Genomic DNA, 16,909 nt, shown 5'->3' on the forward strand with positions numbered 1-16,909 from the left:
GGTGCGTTGAGTGCACTGAATGACTCATTCGGTGCACATCAGGGGTCGAGCAGGTCGGCGACGATGCGTCCGACCTGTTCGGCCTCGATGAGCAGGCCGTCGTGGCCGTAGTCGGAGTGGACCACGTGCAGCGGCCCCGATGCCGGGATGTGCTCGGCGATGAACTCCTGCTGCTCCAACGGGTAGATCCGGTCGCTGTCCACTCCGGCGACCGCCACCCGCGCGGTGACCCGGCGCAGCGCCGCCTCGGCACCGCCGCGGTCCCTGCCGACGTCGAAGCTCGTCATCGCCTTGGTCAGGGCCACGTAGCTCCCGGCGTCGAAGCGCCGCACCAGCTTCCGCGCGTGGTGGTCCAAATAGGACTCGACGGCGAAGCGCTCCTCCCCGGGTTGCCGCGCGTGGCCGAAGCGCGCCTCCAGCTCGCCCGGACTGCGGTAGGTGGTGTGCGCGATCCGCCGCGCCAGGCTGAGCCCGAGGTGCGGGCCGACCGGTTTGTCGTAGTAATCCCCGTCGTACCAGTGGGGATCGCTGTAGATGGCGCTCAACTGCGTGTAGCACCAGGCGATCTGCTCGGCCGACGCGACCGCGGTGCCCGCGAGCACCAGGGCGGATTCCACCCGATCGGGTTGGTCGACCGCCCACTCCAGCGTCCGCATGCTGCCGAGGGAACCGCCGATCACCGCGGCCCAGCGCCGCACGCCGAGCGCGTCGGCGAGGTGCACCTCGGCCCGCGTCATGTCCCGCACGGTCAGCGCGGGGAACCGGCTTCCCCACGGCTTCCCCTGCGGGTCGAGGGAAGAGGGCCCGGTGCTGCCCTGACAACCGCCGAGCGCGTTGGTGCAGACGATGAACCAGCGCGCCGGGTCGACGACGCGCCCCGGCCCGATCAGCTCGCTCCACCACCCCGGCGTGGGGTGTCCCTCCCCCGCCTCGCCGATGACGTGGCTGTCCCCGGTGAGCGCGTGCTCCACCAGGATCGCGTTGCCCCCGTCGGGATCGAGGGTTCCCCACGTCTCGTAGGCCAGCTTCGCCCCGAGCAGGGCTCCGCCGGACTGGAGCGGGAACGGGTCGGGCAACGTGAGGAACTTCCGCTGTCCGGGGTGGTCCCCCTCCCGCCACGCGGCCGTGACGGGAAGGGGAGCGGAGACGTCCGGGCGCACCAGGGTCATTGACGCAACGCCGCCTTCGCCGCGCGGAAACCCGAGTCCAGATCGGCTTTCAGGTCCTCGACGCCCTCGATGCCGACGGCGAGCCGGACCAGGCCCGGGGTCACGCCGCTGGCCAGGCGTTCGGCCTCGGAGAGCTGACTGTGGGTGGTGCTCGCTGGGTGCGCGACCAAGCTGCGCACATCGCCGATGTTGACCAAGTGGCTGAACAACTCCAACCCATTCACGAATGCGCGTCCCGCATCCACACCGCCGCGAAGCTCGAAAGCTACCACCGCCCCGGCACCGCGCGGCAGGTACCGCTGCGCGAGATCGAACCACGGGCTGCTCGGAAGGCCCGCGTAGTGCACGGCCTCGACTTCGTCCCGCGCCGACAGCCACTCCGCGAGCGCCTGCGCGTTGGCCACGTGCCGCTCGATGCGCAGCGACAACGTCTCGATCCCTTGCAGCAAAAGGAAAGCGTTGAACGGCGAGATCGCGGGACCGAGATCGCGCAGCCCCTGGACGCGAAGTTTCGCCGCGAACGCCCCGTGCCCGAGCACCGGCCAGTACCGCAGACCGTTGTAGCTGGGGTCCGGCTCGTTGAAACCGGGGAAGCGCTGCGGGTCCAGGCCGAAGTCGAACTTGCCGCCGTCCACCACGACCCCGCCGATCGCGGTTCCGTGACCGCCCAGGTACTTCGTGGCCGAGTGCACGACGATGTCCGCGCCGTGGTCCAGGGGGCGCAACAGGTACGGCGTCGGCACGGTGTTGTCGACGATCAACGGCACTCCCGCCGTGTGCGCGATGTCCGCGACGGCGGTGATGTCGAGGACGTTGCTGCGCGGGTTGGCCAGCGTCTCGGCGAAGAAAGCCTTGGTGTTGGGCCGGATCGCGGCTCGCCACGCTCCGAGGTCGTCCGGGTCGTCGACGAAGGTGACCTCGATGCCCAGCTTCGGCAACGTGTAGTGGAACAGGTTGTAGGTGCCGCCGTAGAGCGAGGCGCTGGAGACGATGTGGTCACCGGCGCTCGCCAGCGTCAGGATCGTGAGCGTCTCGGCGGCCTGCCCGGACGCCAGCGCGACCGCGGCGACCCCGCCCTCCAAAGCGGCGAGCCGCTGTTCGAGCGCGTCCTGGGTCGGGTTGTTGATCCGCGTGTAGATGTTGCCCGGCTCGGCGAGGCTGAACAGGTTCGCCGCGTGCTCGGTGTCCCGGAAGACGAACGAGGTCGTCTGGTAGATCGGCACCGCGCGAGCACCGGTCGCGGGGTCGGCCTGGGTGCCGGAGTGGACCTGCTTGGTCTCGAATGACCAGTTTTCGGGCATGGCTGTGCTCCTCGATCGGCTCAGCGAGAAATTGGGCGCGCGAAAGCCCGCGCGAGAAAAGGGAAAAGTGAAGAGGGAGGTCGGGGCTCAGCCCGCGAAGCGGCGACAGCCCATGCTGTTCACGCGGAGCAGATCCACGTGCAGACGGCGTACCAGTCCGGTCACGATGCGCAGGCTAGCAACGGCGCTCCGCGTCGGCCCACGATGTGAGAGCTTTCTTGACCGCATTCCCGCGCCACCCCGACCATGGCGCCGTGCTCCTCACCAAAAGGCGTCACGTCGACCTGTGCCGGTCGACCACCTCGCGCTGTCCGGCCTGACCCGACTTCCCTTTTCCGGTCAGCCCTTTTTGGAGGAGTGCGCATGTCCCTGTCCGAAGTCATCGACGCGACCCGTGACGCCGTCACCGAGGACGTCAACCAGGCCGCCGTCACCTTCCGCACCACCAACGCGCTGGTCCCCGGCACCCCGACGCAGGTCAGCGTCGAGGCCCGCGGCCACGGCTTCGCCGTCGACGAGCCCGCCACCCTCGGTGGCACCGACGTCGCCCCCAACCCCGTCGAGTACGCCCTCGCCGCGCTCGGCTCCTGCCAGGTGATCACCTACCAGTTCTGGGCGGCGCGGCTGGGCATCCGCCTCGACGGGGTCTCGGTGACCGTGGAGGGCGACCTGGACGTGCGCGGCTTCTTCGGCTTCGCCGAGCACATCCGTCCCGGCTTCACCGCGATCCGCGTGCAGGTGTCGCTGACCGGCCCGGAAACCCGTGCGCGCTACGAGGAACTGCGTTGGAACGTCGACCGGCACTGCCCCGTGCTCGACCTGTTCCGCGCGGAGACCCCCACGCGCACGGCCCTGGCCCTGTAGGTCTCGGCTCAGTCGCGGGCTTTCACGCGAGCGCGGGCGCGGGCGCCACGGCGCTTGCGCTTGCGCTTGGCCGGGGCGAGCACCATCTCGGCGATGGCGACGCCGGCGGAGGCGATGCCGAGCTGGATGAACAGCTCGATCCAGTCGATCCCCGGGGTCTCGCTGAGGTTGAACAGGCTCGCGAGGAGCGTGCCGACCAGCGCGGAGCCGATGCCGACCAGCGCGGTGAGCCACAGCGGGATGCGCTGTTTGCCCGGCAGCACGATCCGCGCCATGACCCCGATGACCACGCCCATGACCACGGCGCTGATGACGACCGAAAAGGTCACGTTCCCCTCCAAGACGCTCGACGACGCGATGATCTTCCCAGCACCCACCGACACGGCTTTTGCTAGCGTCCTGCCGTGGCTGACTCCCGCGATGTGCTGTCCCGCCCGGCGCCGGGGCCGGACCGCACTGTGGCTTACGGCGAGCACCCCGACCACGTCGTCGACCTGTGGTTTCCGCAGGGCGACGGGCCGTTCCCGGTCGCGGTGGTGATCCACGGCGGGTTCTGGCGGGCGGCGTACGACCGCGTGCACACGCGTCCGATGTGCGTCGCGCTCCGGGAGGCGGGCTACCTGGTCTGCGCTCCGGAGTACCGCCGCACGGGACAGCCCGGCGGGGGCTGGCCGGGAACCTTCGACGATGTCGCGGCGGGGCTGGAGGCGCTGCCGGAGCTGCTGGGTCCGCGCGCGGACCTGAGCCGGGTCGGGCTGATCGGTCACTCCGCGGGCGGGCACCTGGCGTTGTGGGCGGCCTCGCGCGTCCCGGTGAAGGGCGTGGTCTCGTTGGCAGGCGTCTGCGATCTGGAGCTGGCGTCGCGGCTACGGCTGGACGACGACGCTGTGGGCGCTCTGCTCGGTGGGACACCGAGATCGGTGCCGGACCGCTACGAGGTCGCCGATCCGATGCGGCTCACCCCGACCGAGGTGCCGACGGTGCTCCTGCACGGAGACGCCGACGGCCTCGTCCCGATCGAGGCGAGCCGCAACTACGCGGCGCAGGCCGGCCCGCGCTGCGACCTGCGCGAGCTGCCGGGCACGGACCACTTCGCGGTCATCGACCCGCTTTCGCCCGCATGGCCGGAAGTTCTCCGCGCCCTGGCGGATGTCACGTGAGCACGTCCGCCAGGGTCGAAGCGGCGCGCAGCGCGTCGGTGTAGCGGCCGTAGAGCGCGGCGAAGCCGAAGCGCAGCACGTTGGGCGGGCGGAAGTCGCCGATCACGTCGCGAGCGATCAGCGCGTCCATCACCGCCTGCGCGTCCTCGCACGCAAGCGAAACCTGACTGCCGCGCGTCGAATCACGTGGCGTTACAACGGAAACGCGCGAGCCGACGAGCGAATCGACGCAGTCGATGAAGAACCCGGTCAGCGCAAGGCTTTTCTCGCGGACATCGGTGATGTTCACGCCGTCCCACACGTCGAGCGCGGCGTCCAGCGCGAGCATCGACAGGATGTCCGGCGTGCCGCAGCGCCCGCGGGCGATCGCGGAAGACGGCTCGAACTCCGGGGCCATCGCGAAGGGCTCGCGGTGCCCGTTCCACCCCGCGAGCGGCTGGTCGAACGAGTCCTGCAGACGCTGTGGCACATAGAGGAAAGCAGGCGCTCCGGGGCCACCGTTGAGAAACTTGTAGGTGCAACCGACCGCGAGGTCCACGCCGTGCGCGTCGAGGTCCACGGGGAGAGCACCCACGCTGTGGCACAGGTCCCACAACACCAAGGCGCCCGCGGCGTGCACCTCCGAGGTGATCGCGCCGACGTCGTAGGCCCGGCCCGTGCGGTAGTCGACCTGGTTGGCCAGCACGACCGCGGTGTTCTCGGTGAGCTCCAACGCATCCAGGGCCGCGGCCCGCACCGTGGCGCCCATCAGCCGGGCCACCGAGGACGCGATGTAGCCGTCCGTGGGGAAGGTCGCCGCGTCGACGACGATCTCCTTGCGCCCCTCGGCCATGCGCAGAGCGGCGACAAGCGCCTTGAACAGGTTCGCGCTGGTCGAGTCGCCGACGACGACCTGACCGGGAGCGGCGCCGACGAGCGGGGCGATGCGGTCGCCCACGCGCTCCGGGGCGGTCCACCAGCCTTCGCCCCACGAGCGGATCAGCCTGCGGCCCCACTGCTCGCGGACGACCTCGGTCATCCGGTCGGCGACCGAACGCGGTGGTGCGCCGAGGGAGTTGCCGTCCAGGTAGACCACCGAGTCGTCCAGGTCGAACAGCTTGCGGCGGTCGGCGAGGGGATCGATCGCGTCGAGTTCGCGGGCGCGCTCGGCGAGGGATGGCATCAACACTCCCGGATCAGACGTAGCTGCGGGCGGTCCACAGCTCGGGGAAAACGGTGCGCTGCGTGCGCTTCTCCAGCCACGCCACGCCGGCCGAGCCGCCGGTGCCGGGCTTGGAGCCCATCGCGCGGCGGGTGGCGAGGAGGTGGTCGTAGCGCCAGCGCGCGAACTCCTCGGCGATGTCGGTCAGCACCTCGCCGAGCTGCTGGGTGTCGTGGTGCTCGGCGCGCGAGGAGTAGATCTCCGCCCAGACCCGCTCGACCTCGGGATGGGCCTCGTAGACCCGGGACCGGTCGCGCTCCAGGACCTCCTTCGGCACGGCGTAACCCCGGCGGTGCAGGTACTCCAGCACGTCGTCGTACAGGCTCGGCGAGCGCAGCGCGGACTCCAGCTCCGCCTCGACCGCGGGCACCGCGCGGTGCGGGACGATCATGGACGCGGACTTCTCGCCGAGCAGGAACTCCACGTGCCGGTACATGGCCGACTGGAAGCCGGAGCCCTCGCCGAGGTTGCTCCGGAAGGCGTTGAACTCCTCCGGGGTCATCCTGGCGATCGAGCGCCAGGCGGCGTTGACCCCCTGCAGGTGCAGCACGCTGCGGTGCAGGGTGTGCCGGGCCGAGTCGAGGTCGTCGGCGCGCAGCTCCTGCTGCGCCTGCTGCCACTCGAAGCACAGCAGGCCGAAGTACAGCTCCATGATCTGCGTGATCACCAGGAACGACATCTCGCCGGGATCGTTCGACCAGCGCTGCTGCAAGGAGTGCAGCACGGAGGCGTGCACGTAGTCCTCGTAGGGAGTCGTGCCCGCGAAGTCCAGGTTGGGCTCTTGGGTCCTCGTTTTCACCCGAACCATGGTGCTCCGCGAATCCCCTGCGTGGAATGGCCGTCGACGGCGAATGGGCCCTTCTCTCTTTCCGGCCGAAAACGGATCGCCGACCTACGCTTACGGTCATGAACACGCCGTTGGACAAGGTCGACTGGGCCCTGCTGGACGCGCTCCAGGAGGACGCCCGGCTGTCCTACAACGAGCTGTCCCGCCGCGTGCACGTCTCGGCGCCGACCGTGGCGCAGCGCGTGCGCCGGCTGGAGGCGGCCGGGGTGATCCAGGGCTACCACGCGCGCGTCGACCCCACCGCCGCCGGACGACCGGTGATCGCCCTGGTGCGGATGAAGTGCTACGGCGCGCGCTGCATCACCGTGCACCCGGAGCTGCTGGCCGACTGCCCCGAGGTGATGGAGGTCGTGCGCCTCACCGGCGACATCTGCTCGGTCGTGAAGGTCGCCGCGCCGACGATCCGAGCGCTGGAGCAGCTGCTGGAACGGCTGTCGCGCTACGGCGAGACCTCCAGCGCCATGGTGCTGTCCACGCCGATCGACTGGCGCCCCGTCGCCCCGCCCACCGAATAACAAGAACTCTTGCTAAAGGAGTCTTTAGCAAGATACCTTGCTAACCGTGGCAGCCAAGAAGCACAGCAAGATCGAGGACCCCAAGCAGCTGCGCGCGCTCGCGCACCCGCTGCGCTGGAAGATCATCGACCTGCTCACCGTCGAGGGGCAGGCCACCGCGACCCGGTGCGCCGAGGTGCTCGACGAGAGCGTGGCGAACTGCTCCTACCACCTGAACACGCTGGCCAAGTACGGCTACGTGGAACAGGCGCCCGGCGGTCAGGGCAGGGAGAAGCCGTGGCGGATGGCCAGCGTCGAGCAGTCGTGGGCCGTCGACGGCGGTGACGTCAGCCCCGAGGCGGCGGCCGCGGGCCAGGCGGCGTCCGAGGCGTTCCTCGACTCCGAGGCGACGCGGATGAAGGCGTCGCTGCGCCGTGGCCCCTCCGAACCGGAGGAGTGGCGCAAGGCCAACGGTTTCTCGGCCACCGTCGCGTTCGTGACGCCCGAGGAACTGGCCGAACTGAAGGAGGAGATGTACGCGCTCCTCCAGCGCTACGGCGACCGGATGGAGAACGCCGAGGCGCGCCCGGAAGGACACCGCGCCGTGCGGCTGTTCTTCGCCAGCACCCTCGCCGACACGGACAAGCAAGGAGGCGGCTGAGCCGTGGATCCGTTACAGCTTTACCAGGTGCACCAGTTCCACGAGCGGGATTTACAGGCAGACGCACGACGCCGCGGCCTGATCGCTCGCCTGCCGACACGAGCGAGGCCGTTGCGGCGACGGGAAAAGGAGGGGTTTCGGCGGAGCCCCCGCACCTCAGCGAAAACTGCGCCCGAGGTTTTCGGAGTGTGAGGTGCAGGGCCGCACTGTCGGTCGAGTGTCCTAACTGGACGAACGCTCGACGGTGACGCCGAGCGGTTCGTCATCGCCCTCACGGGTTCCGCGGCGCTCCTCGCGCAGCGCGCGGTCCAGGCTCTTCGCCAGCATCGCGCAGGCCAGAACGGCCGCTACGACGGCGAGAACCGCCAACATCAGGGTGAACACGTTCGACCACGCGATACTGTTGACCCACTCCTCCATCGCGACACCTCCTGCTGGGTAATAGGCCAGTTTAGGCGATTCTTCCCAGAAGGAGAACATCGGTAAACGCGATTCAACCGGACAGGCGTGCAGGCATCCCGGCATCTCCCTGTACAGCAAGACTATTACCGACTATTTCGTCCACAATGGACATAACGGTTTCAGCGCTGCAAGGTCGCGGACGGGGTCTCGCCGTAACGCTGCCGATACGCCGCGGCGAAGCGACCCGGGTGCCAGAAGCCCCACCGCGAGGCCACCTCGGTCACCGTTGTCACCGCGTTCGGGTCGGCCGCGCGCAGCTCCTCGTGCACCTTGGCCAGCCGGACCTCGCGCAGGTACGCCATGGGCGTGGTGTCCAGGTGCCGCCGGAACCCGCCCTGCAGCGCGCGCACCCCGACGCCGACCGCCTCGGCGAGGTCCTCCACCGTCAGCGGTTCCGCGGCGTGCCCCTCGATGATGTCCACGGCCCGCCGCACCGTCTTCGACATCGAGGCGGCCTGGTCGGCGTGCAGCGCCGCGGAGAAGTTGGAGCGGTGCCCGAGCAGCAGCCCGGTGATCAGCGACTGCTCCAGGTGCTCGGTGACCAGGGGCGAGGGCGCCGGGTCCCGGTCCAGCACGGCGCAGGCCCACCGGAGCTGGGCCAGCCACGCCCGCGCCTCCGGCTTGGTCAGGTCCATGCCGAGGTCGAAGCGCAGCACCCCGCGCGGCGGGCGGCCGAGCAGCTGGTGCAGCCTGCTCTCCACGGCCTCGCGGTCGATCCGGACGACCAGCTGCGGGGTGCCGCCGTCCAGCACCATGTCCACGTCATCGGTGGGGCCGGGGATCGAGGCCGTGCGGACGCCCATGACGATCTCCCGCTGCCCGCAGCGGATCACCCCAGAGCCCGCCTGCGGGACCTGCACCGCGAAGAAGCCGTCGATGCCCTCGGCCCGGACGCGCACCCGCGCGCCGTAGTCGATGTAGTGCAGCGCGAGCCGTCCCAGCTTCGCCCCGTGCTGCCGGGCGTCCAGCCGCGCACCCGGTCCGAGCAGGTCCAGCCGGTGCGGGCAGAAGGAGCGCGCGATCTGCTCGCGGAAGGCGTCCAGATCCTGCGTGCGCAACAGGGGATGACCGGCAAGCGGAAGCCGGCGAGGGGCGCGACTTGGTCCAGCGAGCGGACCTTCGGGCATACCGGTGAACCTCCCCAAGTGAAATGTGCACATTGCTGCGCAAACTGTATCGAGGGTGCGTCAGGGGGCTTGGCGAGACCATGACCACCCGGTCACCCTGTGTCTCAGGCGCGCGCACGGAAATGAGGAACATGCGGGAGCTGGCCGGGAAGGCCGTGGTGGTGCTGGGCGGGTCCACCGACGACGGGCCGACGCCCATCGGCACCGCGGTGCTGAGCGCGCTGCGCGAGGCCGGCGCCCGGGTGCTGCTCGGCGACAGCAGGCCGGACGAGCGGGTCGGCCCCGGGGTCCGCTTCGCCCGTTGCGAGACCACCGACGACGCCCAGGTCGCGGCCTGCCTGCGGCGCGCGGCCGACGCGTTCGGCGGGCTGGACGCGGTGGTCAACCTCGGCGGCAGCCCGGCGGGCCACGGCGCGGAACGCTTCCACTGGCTGGACTCCCTCAACACCGGCGTGGTCAGCGCCGCGATCACCGCCCGCGCGGCCCACCCGCACCTGCGCGCGGCGGGCGGCGCGATCGTCAACCTCACCTCCGACGGCACGGTCCGGCGAAGTCGCTGGCTGGCCCCGGTCAGCAAGGCCGCGCTGGTCGAGCTGACCAGGAACATCGCCGCGGACTTCGCCGAGGACGGCATCCGGGTCAACTCCGTCTCTCCAGCCTGGACCTGGGCCGAGGTGCTGGACCAGTTCACCGGCGACGCGGCAGGCTCCGGGCGGGGCACGCCGTTCCACCCGCTGGGCCGGGTCGCCGATCCGGCCGAGGTCGCCGAGGTGGTGCTGTTCCTCTGCTCCCCGTCCTCGGCCTTCATCACCGGCTCGGACTGGGCGGTCACGGGCGGGTACACCTCGGCGGGCATGGTCAGCGGTACGGGTTCCTGACGTAGGCCGAGCTCTGGTCGTCCGCGTCGGCGAAGTAGTCGCGGATCACCCGCGCGGGATCGGTGGCCAGCTCGCCCCGGCCCGGCTCGTCGTCGTGGTCGTCCCAGCCCCACGGCGCGTTCGCGGCGTTGTCCCTCCCGTTGTCGCCGGAGAACGTCCCCCACGAGCGGAAGGTCGCTGGGTCGTCGCGGTGCGCCCACAGCCCGCCCGCGGCGAAGACGTCGATCAGCTGGTAGCCGACCCGGCGGTCGTTGCCGCCGCTGGGGACCTCACCGGTGCCGCGCGCCGGGTAGTACACGACGCCGTCCCCGCCGGGGAAGTTCCTGCCGTCCCAGCGGTAGAGCCCGTGCCCCTTCGCCTCCTGGAACGTCGAGGGCCGCGCCACGCCGTCGTGCGTGGTGGTCACGATGGTGCCGTCGATGTTCTCCCGGCCGGAGGTGAACGGGCTCCCGGCGGGCGTGTACGAGTAGAAGTCCCGGTGCGGCACGGTCACCATCGCGCGCAGCGTCCCCCACTGGCCGCCCTTCTGGACCACCACGAGCACGCCTTCGAGGTCGTTCTCGTGTTCTTCGAGGGGATTCCAGTCGCTCCAGTCACGCGGGTGGAAGAAGGCGTAGAGCAGGTAGTGGAAATGGGCGTTCTCGGTGACCGAGTAATAAGCCGCGCCACGCAGGTTCTGCTGTTGTCTCGCCTGGTTCTCCCAATTGTCCCGGCCGGTCCAGTTGCCGTCGAAGTCGATCGGTGACAGGTAGTCGGCGCTCGCATTGGAGGAATCGGTGTCCTGGTAGTGCACCGGGGCCCAGTGATAGGCCAGTTCGGCATCGCTTACAGCGGCGGAGGCCGGAGGCGCCGGGGACGCGACGAAACTCGCGACCAGTGCGGCGACGACTGCCAGGACAACGACCACGAACGACCTCCGGGGGCAGGGCGAAGATCACCAAGCCTGCCAGCACGCCGGAAGGACGACCAGATCCGAAAAGACGCGAACTCCCGGCGGGGACGGCCGCCGGGAGTTGCGCCGAACGGATCAGCAGCCGGTGCTGCTGGTGATCGAGGTGTTGCCGAAGTAGAGGACCGCCTTGCCGTTGAGCACCGCGCGCTGCACGACGCCGTTGAGCTTCTGCTCGTAGTGCAGGTGCGGGCCGGTGGATCCGCCGGTGCTGCCGACCTTGCCGATGATGGTGCCGGTGGACACGCTCTGACCCAGCGCCACGTTGAAGGCGCTCAGGTGCGCGTACAGCGTCTGCCAGCCGCCGCCGTGGTCGATGACCAGGTACTTGCCGTAGCTGGTCCCGCCGAGGTCGCGGCGGGTGACGACCTTGCCCGCGGCGCTGGAGCGGACGTTCTTGCCCTGCGCGTCGCCGCGCTGGAAGTCCACCGACAGCTGTGGGTTGTGGTTGGTGCGGGTGTTGGCGTTCCACACCTGCCCGCAGTCGAACGGGGTGCGCAGGTTGGGCGCGGCCGTGGCCGGGGTGGCGAGGGCGAGCAGGGTGGCGGCACTGGTGGCCAGCGCCGCGACCGCCGTGCGAACGGTAACGGTAGCCATCTGTTCCTCACTTCTTCGGACATGCAGGGGGAGTCCGTCGGCGGTATCCCGCGGAAAGCAGGGAAAAGCGGGCCCGCCGATGTGCAGAAGTGTAGGATTTTCGCATACAGTCCCGATACAAAACGGGAATATTGTTCAGCTTCGGGTTACGAACTCATTCGTGAACGTGTCCTCGAGAATGACGGAGATGCGCGCGATCTCCGGCTCGAACTGGCGCAGGATTCCCGACACCGCCTCGGCCCCGTTGATGGGGATCGTGCCGTCCTGTGAGAACGCGTCCTTCGCGTGCGCGATGGCCTGGACGTAGGTCTCGAAATCGCCGCCCGCGTACTCGCGGGGCATCTTCTCGGCGATCTCGGCCGCGGTGTGCTTGCGCATCCAGTCGAGCGTGCGGACGATCGCCCTGGTCAGCTTCCCGGCCACCGGCGCGTTGCCGCCGACCCATTCGGAGCCGGAGTACAGCACCGTCGCGGGATAGGTGGAGACGCCGAACTCGGCGCGGACCCCGGCAGCGGTCCTGGTGTCGCTGAGCACGCGCACCTTGTCGGCGCCGAAGCGCTTCTGCACCAGGGAGAACGCGGGATCGATCATGACGGCGGCGTCCACCCTGCCGCTCTCCATGGCCGCGACCGCGCTGCTGTCACCCCCTATGGCCACCGCGTCCGCGTCGTCGGCGCGTAAGCCGTTGCGCACCAGGAGGTACTTGAGCAGGAAGTCGGTGGAGGAGCCGGGACCGGTGACCCCGACCCTGGCGCCCTTGAGGTCGGCGATGGAGGTGATCCGTCTGCTGGTCTTCGGCGAGACCGCGAGCACCAGCGAGGGGTAGCGGAGCATGTTCACGAACGCCTTGACCGGCCGCCGCTTCGCCTGCATCTGGATGGCGTGGTCGTAGAAACCGCTGACCACGTCGACCTCTTTGGCCTGCAGGCCCTGCAACGCCTTCGCGCCGGACTGGAACTCCTGCAGCCGCACGTCGAGGCCCTCGTCGGCGTAGTAGCCGAGCCGCTGGGCGAGCGTGGTGGGCAGGTAGACCAGCAGCGGCAGCCCGCCGACCCCGATCCGGACCACCGGCGGCCCCTCGGGCTGCTTCTCCAGGCCACAGGCCGTGGTGGTGACCGCGAGCACGGCGGCGACCGCCACCGCGACCAGTCTGCGCAGCTGCACGAACATCCTCCCCCGCGCGGGAAACGCCCCCGATCCCCTCTCGATCAAGGAGTGTGCATGGAATCGTTTCCACACCGTGCACAGGATGTTAGGTCGGCGTGACAGGCCCGACAAGACCGCCTCAATGTAATGACAGTGTTCTCCGGCCCGACCCTGGTCGTTTTGCGAGACTTCCGGCCTCCCGCTCAGGCGAGTGCATGTTCGCGCACCTTGCCGAAAGCGCGGAAGCCGAGCTTGTGGTACACCGGCTCGCCCGCCTCGGACGCCTGCAGCACGGCCGCGCGGTACCCGGCTCCGGCAGCCTCGGCCAGCGCCGCCGAGGTCAGCGCGGACGCGTAGCCCCGCCGTCGGTGGCCCTCGGCCGTGGCGACGTTGTAGATCCCGGCGACGCCGGCGGCCAGAAAGACCTCCGCGGTCGCCACCGGCCGCCCGTCGCGGTAGCCGACGAAGAACCGGGCGGGGCAGTCCGGCAGGACCGCCTTGGCCGCGACCGTCCGGTAGAACTCCGGAACCGTCGGCGACGGCGGGGTCCAGAGCGGGGCCAGCACGGCCGCGAAGTCCTCCAGCTGCCGCTCCGTGCCGACCTTGACGATCTCCAGATCAGCCGCCGACGCCCCCTCGAACTCCGCCATCGGGCACCACATGGTGTTCTCCTCCTCGTCGCCCGCCGGGAACCCGGCTTCGGCCAGCCGCTCGGAGATGTCGACCGGCCGCGAGTTGGGGCCCACCCACCAGACGAACGGCCGCCCCTGCGGCAGCGACGCCACGACCTCGGCGATCCGTTCTCCGGCCGTGTCCTCGGTGAACCGGGCGTCGATCACCATGTTGAACGTGTCGTCAGCGAGCCCGCTGTCGGCGACGAGCACGTCACCGGGCTCGTCCACCCGGGCACCCGGGAGGCCCCGGAGCAGGTGGGCGGCGTGCTCGGCGTGGTTGCGCTCCAGGGCTGCTGCGAGGTCCATGTCCCTATGGTGCGACCGCGCGGAAACGAATTCGCTGGCCCGGCCGCACCTGTGCCGCAAGGGGCAGATCCTCGGGCTCCACGACGCCGATCACCGGGTAACCGCCGGTCACCGGGTGATCGGCGAGGAACAGGATCGGCTGGCCCGAGGGCGGGACCTGGAGCGCACCGAGCACCATCGCCTCCGGCGGCAGTTCGCGGTCGGGCTCCCGCCTGCCCAGCACGGGGCCGGTGAGCCGGACGCCGATGCGGTTGCTCGCCGGGCTGACCTCGTAGTGCCCACCGCACAAGGACTCCAGCGCGTTCTCGGTGAACCAGTCCGCGCGCGGGCCCGGCAGCACGCGCAGCACGGGCTCCTCCCGGTACGGCGCCTGCGGGGCGATGTCCACCGCGGGGAAGTCCTCTGTGGACACTCCGATCGGCAGGACCGCTCCCGCGGCAAGGGGATCGGGGCCGAGCCCGGACATCAGGTCCGTCGCCCGGGAGCCGAGCACCTGCGGCACGTCGATGCCGCCGCGCACCGCGAGGTAGCTGCGCAGCCCCGCGCTGGGCCGCCCGAGCCTGAGCTCGTCGCCCGCGCGCACCCAGATCGGCCCGTACATGGCGGCGGCGCGCTCACCCGCCCTGACCGGACAGGGCGCGCCGGCCACCGCGACCAGCGCGGGCCTGGCGAAGCGGGCGACGAGGCCGCCGAAGGTGATCTCGATGCCCGCGTGGGTCTCCGGGTTGCCGACGAGGCGGTTGGCCAGCGCGAGGCTGCGCCGGTCGGCCGCGCCCGAGCGCCCGACGCCGAGCTCGGCCAGCCCGGGCCTGCCCATGTCCTGCACCAGCGCCTGCGGGCCGGGGGTGACGATCGTGATCACCGGACGACCTCGAAGCGGACGGGGGTGCCCGGGACGAGCAGGGCGGGCGGGTCGCGGTCGGCGTCCCAGACCGGCAGGTCGGTGCTGCCCAGGATGTGCCAGCCGCCGGGCGAGGAGCGCGGGTAGACCCCGGCGTACTGGTCGGCGAGCGCGACCGACCCGGCGGGCACCTTCGTGCGCGGGGTTTCCCTGCGCGGCAGCCACAACTCGCGGTCGAGGCCGGTGAGGTAGCCGAACCCGGGCGCGAAACCGCAGAAGGCGACGGTGTAGCGGGCGCCGGTGTGCCGCTCGATCACCTCGGCCTCGGTCATCCCTGCGCACGAGGCGACGTCGGCGAGGTCGGCGCCGTCGTAGCGCACCGGGACGACGACCTCCTCCATCCCCTGACTGTCCACAGTGGAGTACTCAAGGGCGGCAACGTGATCGACCACTCTGTCCATTGTGGTCACATGGGGATCGAAGCGCACCAACAGGGTTCTGGCGGCGGGTACCAGCTCGACCAGCCAGCTGGCTGCCTCGGCCCGCAGAGCGGCGTGCAGGCCGAGGACTTCGTCGAGCCCGGACAGCTCGACCAGCGCGGCATCGCGGCCGCAGCGGTGAACCTTGACGATGCTCGATCCCGCAACCGGATCTTCGGACATTCTCAGCCGACTCCAAAGGGCTTGACCGCCACACCGGCGGCGTCGAGACCCGCGCGGACCTTCGTCGCGATGGCGACGGCTCCAGGCGTGTCCCCGTGCACGCAGATCGACCGCGCGGAGACCTTCAGCGGCGAACCGTCGACCGCCGATATCGCCTCCCCCGCCGCCATCCGGACACATCGCTCGACGATCACGTCCACGTCGTGCAGCACCGAGCCGGGCTCCTTCCGCGACACGAGCGTGCCTTCCGGCGTGTAGGCCCGGTCGGCGAAAGCCTCTGCCACAGCGGGGATTCCAGCCTTCTCGGCCAGTTCGAGCAACCGCGAGCCCGGCAGGCACATCACCGGCAGGCCAGGGTCGTAGGAACGGATCGCCGCCACGATCGCGCCCGCCTGCTTCTCGTCGTGGACGGCGGTGTTGTAGAGCGCACCGTGCGGCTTGACGTAGCGCACGCGGTCCCCGGCTGCGCGCGCGAACGCGTCGAGCGCCCCGAGTTGGTAGAGCACGTCGTCGGCGAGCGTGCCCGCGTCGACGTCGATCGCGCGCCTGCCGAAGCCCGCGAGGTCGCGGTAGCCGACGTGGGCCCCGACCGCCACCCCTCCGGCGACCGCGAGCGCGCACACCCTCCGCATGGTCGACGGGTCCCCCGCGTGGAACCCGCAGGCGACGTTCGCGCTGCTCACGATGCCGAGCAGGGCCTCGTCGTCGCCCATCGGCCACGGCCCGAAGCCCTCGCCGAGGTCGCTGTTCAGGTCGATGATCATCTCGGTCATTGTGCCCCCAACCGGTACTCCGAGTCCGGCCTGTCGGTGACGAACATGTGCCCCGGCGCGTGGGTGATCGCGAACGGCGGCCGGGACGCCATGAGTGCGGCCTGCGGCGTCACCCCGCACGCCCAGAACACCGGGACGTCGCCCCTGAGCGGCCGGACCGGGTCGCCGAAGTCCGGCTTGGCCAGGTCCTGGATACCCAGCTTGATGGGCGCTCCCACGTGCACCGGGGCGCCGTGCACCTCGGGCATCAGGCCGCTGACCCGCGTCGCCGTCTCCACCAGGTGCGCGGGGACGTGGCGCATGGACACCACCATCGGCCCGTGCAACCGCCGCGCCGGGCGGCACTGCCGGTTGGTCACGTACATCGACACGTTGCGCCCCTGCTCGACGTGCCGGAGCGGGATGCCCGCGGTGGTCAGCGCGAACTCGAAGGTGAAGCTGCACCCGATCAGGAAGGTCACCAGGTCCTTCCGCCAGTGCCCGAGCACGTCGGTCGGCTCGTCGACCAGCTCGCCCCCTTCCCACACCCGGTACTTCGGCAGGTCGGTGCGCAGGTCGGCGCCGGTGGCCAGCACCGTGCCGGACGCCCCGGCGTCGGTCACGTCGAGCACCGGGCAGGGCTTGCGGTTGCGCTGCGCGAACAGCAGCACGTCGTAGGCCCAGTCCTCGGGCACGGAGATCATGTTGGCCTGGGCGTAGCCGTGCGACCAGCCGCTGGTCGGCTCGACGGTGCCGGAGCGGAACACCGCGCGGGCGGTCTCCGGGGCCAGCCTGGCGCGCTCATCCTGCGTGTACAC

At 70.5% G+C, this 16,909-nt stretch carries 21 protein-coding genes; 6 read left to right on the top strand and 15 right to left on the bottom strand.

Annotated features, from left to right (window positions below; genetic code table 11):
* Positions 1–38: 38 nt before the first annotated feature.
* Both metX and BLT28_RS17695 read right to left on the bottom strand, forming a co-directional pair.
* On the bottom strand, positions 39–1,169 hold the full coding sequence (gene metX, locus BLT28_RS17690; protein WP_030429709.1) for a homoserine O-acetyltransferase MetX: 1,131 nt from the start codon (positions 1,167–1,169) through the stop codon (positions 39–41).
* Entirely contained in the window at positions 1,166–2,470 is a 1,305-nt protein-coding gene (locus BLT28_RS17695; RefSeq protein WP_030429710.1) for a bifunctional o-acetylhomoserine/o-acetylserine sulfhydrylase, read from the bottom strand. The genes metX and BLT28_RS17695 overlap by 4 nt, the downstream gene beginning before the upstream one ends.
* A 254-nt stretch (positions 2,471–2,724) precedes the next feature.
* Between BLT28_RS17695 and BLT28_RS42890 the strand changes: the two genes are divergently transcribed.
* Positions 2,725–2,790, top strand: a complete 66-nt coding sequence (locus BLT28_RS42890) for a putative leader peptide (RefSeq protein WP_407638819.1) — start codon at positions 2,725–2,727, stop codon at positions 2,788–2,790.
* A gap of 43 nt (positions 2,791–2,833) precedes the next feature.
* A complete protein-coding gene (locus BLT28_RS17700) occupies positions 2,834–3,334 on the top strand; it encodes an OsmC family protein (RefSeq protein WP_030429711.1) in 501 nt (166 codons plus the stop codon).
* 8 nt (positions 3,335–3,342) lie between these two features.
* Here the strand turns inward: BLT28_RS17700 and BLT28_RS41405 are convergent, their stop codons facing one another.
* Positions 3,343–3,663, bottom strand: a complete 321-nt coding sequence (locus tag BLT28_RS41405) for a GlsB/YeaQ/YmgE family stress response membrane protein (RefSeq protein WP_197684045.1) — start codon at positions 3,661–3,663, stop codon at positions 3,343–3,345.
* A gap of 75 nt (positions 3,664–3,738) precedes the next feature.
* Here BLT28_RS41405 and BLT28_RS17710 point away from each other — a divergent pair, with 75 nt between their 5' ends.
* Entirely contained in the window at positions 3,739–4,494 is a 756-nt protein-coding gene (locus BLT28_RS17710; RefSeq protein ID WP_030429713.1) for an alpha/beta hydrolase family protein, read from the top strand.
* Here the strand turns inward: BLT28_RS17710 and kynU are convergent.
* Positions 4,487–5,656: a kynureninase gene (gene kynU / locus BLT28_RS17715; protein ID WP_030429714.1), complete on the bottom strand. Its 1,170-nt coding sequence runs from the start codon at positions 5,654–5,656 to the stop codon at positions 4,487–4,489. The genes BLT28_RS17710 and kynU overlap by 8 nt on opposite strands.
* 13 nt (positions 5,657–5,669) lie before the next feature.
* On the bottom strand, positions 5,670–6,494 hold the full coding sequence (locus tag BLT28_RS17720) for a tryptophan 2,3-dioxygenase (RefSeq protein ID WP_231950816.1): 825 nt from the start codon (positions 6,492–6,494) through the stop codon (positions 5,670–5,672).
* A 107-nt stretch (positions 6,495–6,601) separates the two neighbouring features.
* Here BLT28_RS17720 and BLT28_RS17725 point away from each other — a divergent pair, with 107 nt between their 5' ends.
* The gene (locus BLT28_RS17725; RefSeq protein WP_197684046.1) at positions 6,602–7,057 is read left to right on the top strand and encodes an Lrp/AsnC family transcriptional regulator; all 456 of its coding nucleotides are present in this window, start codon (positions 6,602–6,604) and stop codon (positions 7,055–7,057) included.
* Between the two features lie 46 nt (positions 7,058–7,103).
* Positions 7,104–7,697: a winged helix-turn-helix domain-containing protein gene (locus BLT28_RS17730; RefSeq protein ID WP_052407340.1), complete on the top strand. Its 594-nt coding sequence runs from the start codon at positions 7,104–7,106 to the stop codon at positions 7,695–7,697.
* 222 nt (positions 7,698–7,919) lie between these two features.
* On the opposite strand, the gene BLT28_RS17735 is transcribed toward BLT28_RS17730, so the two are convergent.
* Together BLT28_RS17735 and BLT28_RS17740 are read right to left on the bottom strand one after the other, a co-directional pair.
* On the bottom strand, positions 7,920–8,177 hold the full coding sequence (locus BLT28_RS17735; RefSeq protein WP_156050960.1) for a hypothetical protein: 258 nt from the start codon (positions 8,175–8,177) through the stop codon (positions 7,920–7,922).
* A 101-nt stretch (positions 8,178–8,278) separates the two neighbouring features.
* Positions 8,279–9,217: an AraC family transcriptional regulator gene (locus BLT28_RS17740; protein WP_197684047.1), complete on the bottom strand. Its 939-nt coding sequence runs from the start codon at positions 9,215–9,217 to the stop codon at positions 8,279–8,281.
* A gap of 191 nt (positions 9,218–9,408) precedes the next feature.
* On the opposite strand from BLT28_RS17740, the gene BLT28_RS17745 reads away from it, so the two are divergent.
* Positions 9,409–10,164 (top strand): SDR family oxidoreductase, encoded by a 756-nt coding sequence (locus tag BLT28_RS17745; protein WP_197684048.1) that lies wholly within the window; start codon positions 9,409–9,411, stop codon positions 10,162–10,164.
* On the opposite strand, the gene BLT28_RS17750 is transcribed toward BLT28_RS17745, so the two are convergent.
* From BLT28_RS17750 to BLT28_RS17785, 8 genes are all read right to left on the bottom strand, one after another.
* Entirely contained in the window at positions 10,145–11,071 is a 927-nt protein-coding gene (locus tag BLT28_RS17750) for a hypothetical protein (protein ID WP_030429721.1), read from the bottom strand. The genes BLT28_RS17745 and BLT28_RS17750 overlap by 20 nt on opposite strands.
* Positions 11,072–11,191: 120 nt before the next feature.
* The gene (locus BLT28_RS17755) at positions 11,192–11,710 is read right to left on the bottom strand and encodes a M23 family metallopeptidase (protein ID WP_030429722.1); all 519 of its coding nucleotides are present in this window, start codon (positions 11,708–11,710) and stop codon (positions 11,192–11,194) included.
* 135 nt (positions 11,711–11,845) lie between these two features.
* Positions 11,846–12,874, bottom strand: coding sequence for an ABC transporter substrate-binding protein (locus BLT28_RS17760; RefSeq protein WP_162184844.1), 1,029 nt, complete (start codon positions 12,872–12,874; stop codon positions 11,846–11,848).
* 185 nt (positions 12,875–13,059) lie between these two features.
* Positions 13,060–13,836: a GNAT family N-acetyltransferase gene (locus BLT28_RS17765; protein WP_030429724.1), complete on the bottom strand. Its 777-nt coding sequence runs from the start codon at positions 13,834–13,836 to the stop codon at positions 13,060–13,062.
* 4 nt (positions 13,837–13,840) lie between these two features.
* Entirely contained in the window at positions 13,841–14,698 is an 858-nt protein-coding gene (locus tag BLT28_RS17770) for a 5-oxoprolinase subunit C family protein (protein WP_030429725.1), read from the bottom strand.
* Complete coding sequence (locus BLT28_RS17775) at positions 14,695–15,339, bottom strand: 5-oxoprolinase subunit B family protein (protein ID WP_030429726.1); 645 nt, start codon at positions 15,337–15,339, stop codon at positions 14,695–14,697. The genes BLT28_RS17770 and BLT28_RS17775 overlap by 4 nt, the downstream gene beginning before the upstream one ends.
* A gap of 2 nt (positions 15,340–15,341) precedes the next feature.
* Positions 15,342–16,103: a LamB/YcsF family protein gene (locus BLT28_RS17780; protein ID WP_043811671.1), complete on the bottom strand. Its 762-nt coding sequence runs from the start codon at positions 16,101–16,103 to the stop codon at positions 15,342–15,344.
* 5 nt (positions 16,104–16,108) lie between these two features.
* A complete protein-coding gene (locus tag BLT28_RS17785; protein ID WP_030429728.1) occupies positions 16,109–16,909 on the bottom strand; it encodes a putative hydro-lyase in 801 nt (266 codons plus the stop codon).

This window comes from Allokutzneria albata (assembly GCF_900103775.1).
In the GTDB taxonomy this organism is placed as follows: Bacteria; Actinomycetota; Actinomycetes; order Mycobacteriales; family Pseudonocardiaceae; genus Allokutzneria; species Allokutzneria albata.

Coding starts and splice junctions, on each gene's coding strand:
- BLT28_RS17765 (WP_030429724.1), bottom strand. CDS start 13,836: ATGGACCTCGCAGCAGCCCTGGAGCGCAACCACGCCGAGCACGCCGCC.
- BLT28_RS17745 (WP_197684048.1), top strand. CDS start 9,409: ATGAGGAACATGCGGGAGCTGGCCGGGAAGGCCGTGGTGGTGCTGGGC.
- BLT28_RS17725 (WP_197684046.1), top strand. CDS start 6,602: ATGAACACGCCGTTGGACAAGGTCGACTGGGCCCTGCTGGACGCGCTC.
- metX (WP_030429709.1), bottom strand. CDS start 1,169: ATGACCCTGGTGCGCCCGGACGTCTCCGCTCCCCTTCCCGTCACGGCC.
- BLT28_RS17735 (WP_156050960.1), bottom strand. CDS start 8,177: ATGTTCTCCTTCTGGGAAGAATCGCCTAAACTGGCCTATTACCCAGCA.
- BLT28_RS17755 (WP_030429722.1), bottom strand. CDS start 11,710: ATGGCTACCGTTACCGTTCGCACGGCGGTCGCGGCGCTGGCCACCAGT.
- BLT28_RS17775 (WP_030429726.1), bottom strand. CDS start 15,339: ATGTCCGAAGATCCGGTTGCGGGATCGAGCATCGTCAAGGTTCACCGC.
- BLT28_RS17780 (WP_043811671.1), bottom strand. CDS start 16,103: ATGATCATCGACCTGAACAGCGACCTCGGCGAGGGCTTCGGGCCGTGG.
- BLT28_RS17695 (WP_030429710.1), bottom strand. CDS start 2,470: ATGCCCGAAAACTGGTCATTCGAGACCAAGCAGGTCCACTCCGGCACC.
- BLT28_RS17700 (WP_030429711.1), top strand. CDS start 2,834: ATGTCCCTGTCCGAAGTCATCGACGCGACCCGTGACGCCGTCACCGAG.
- kynU (WP_030429714.1), bottom strand. CDS start 5,656: ATGCCATCCCTCGCCGAGCGCGCCCGCGAACTCGACGCGATCGATCCC.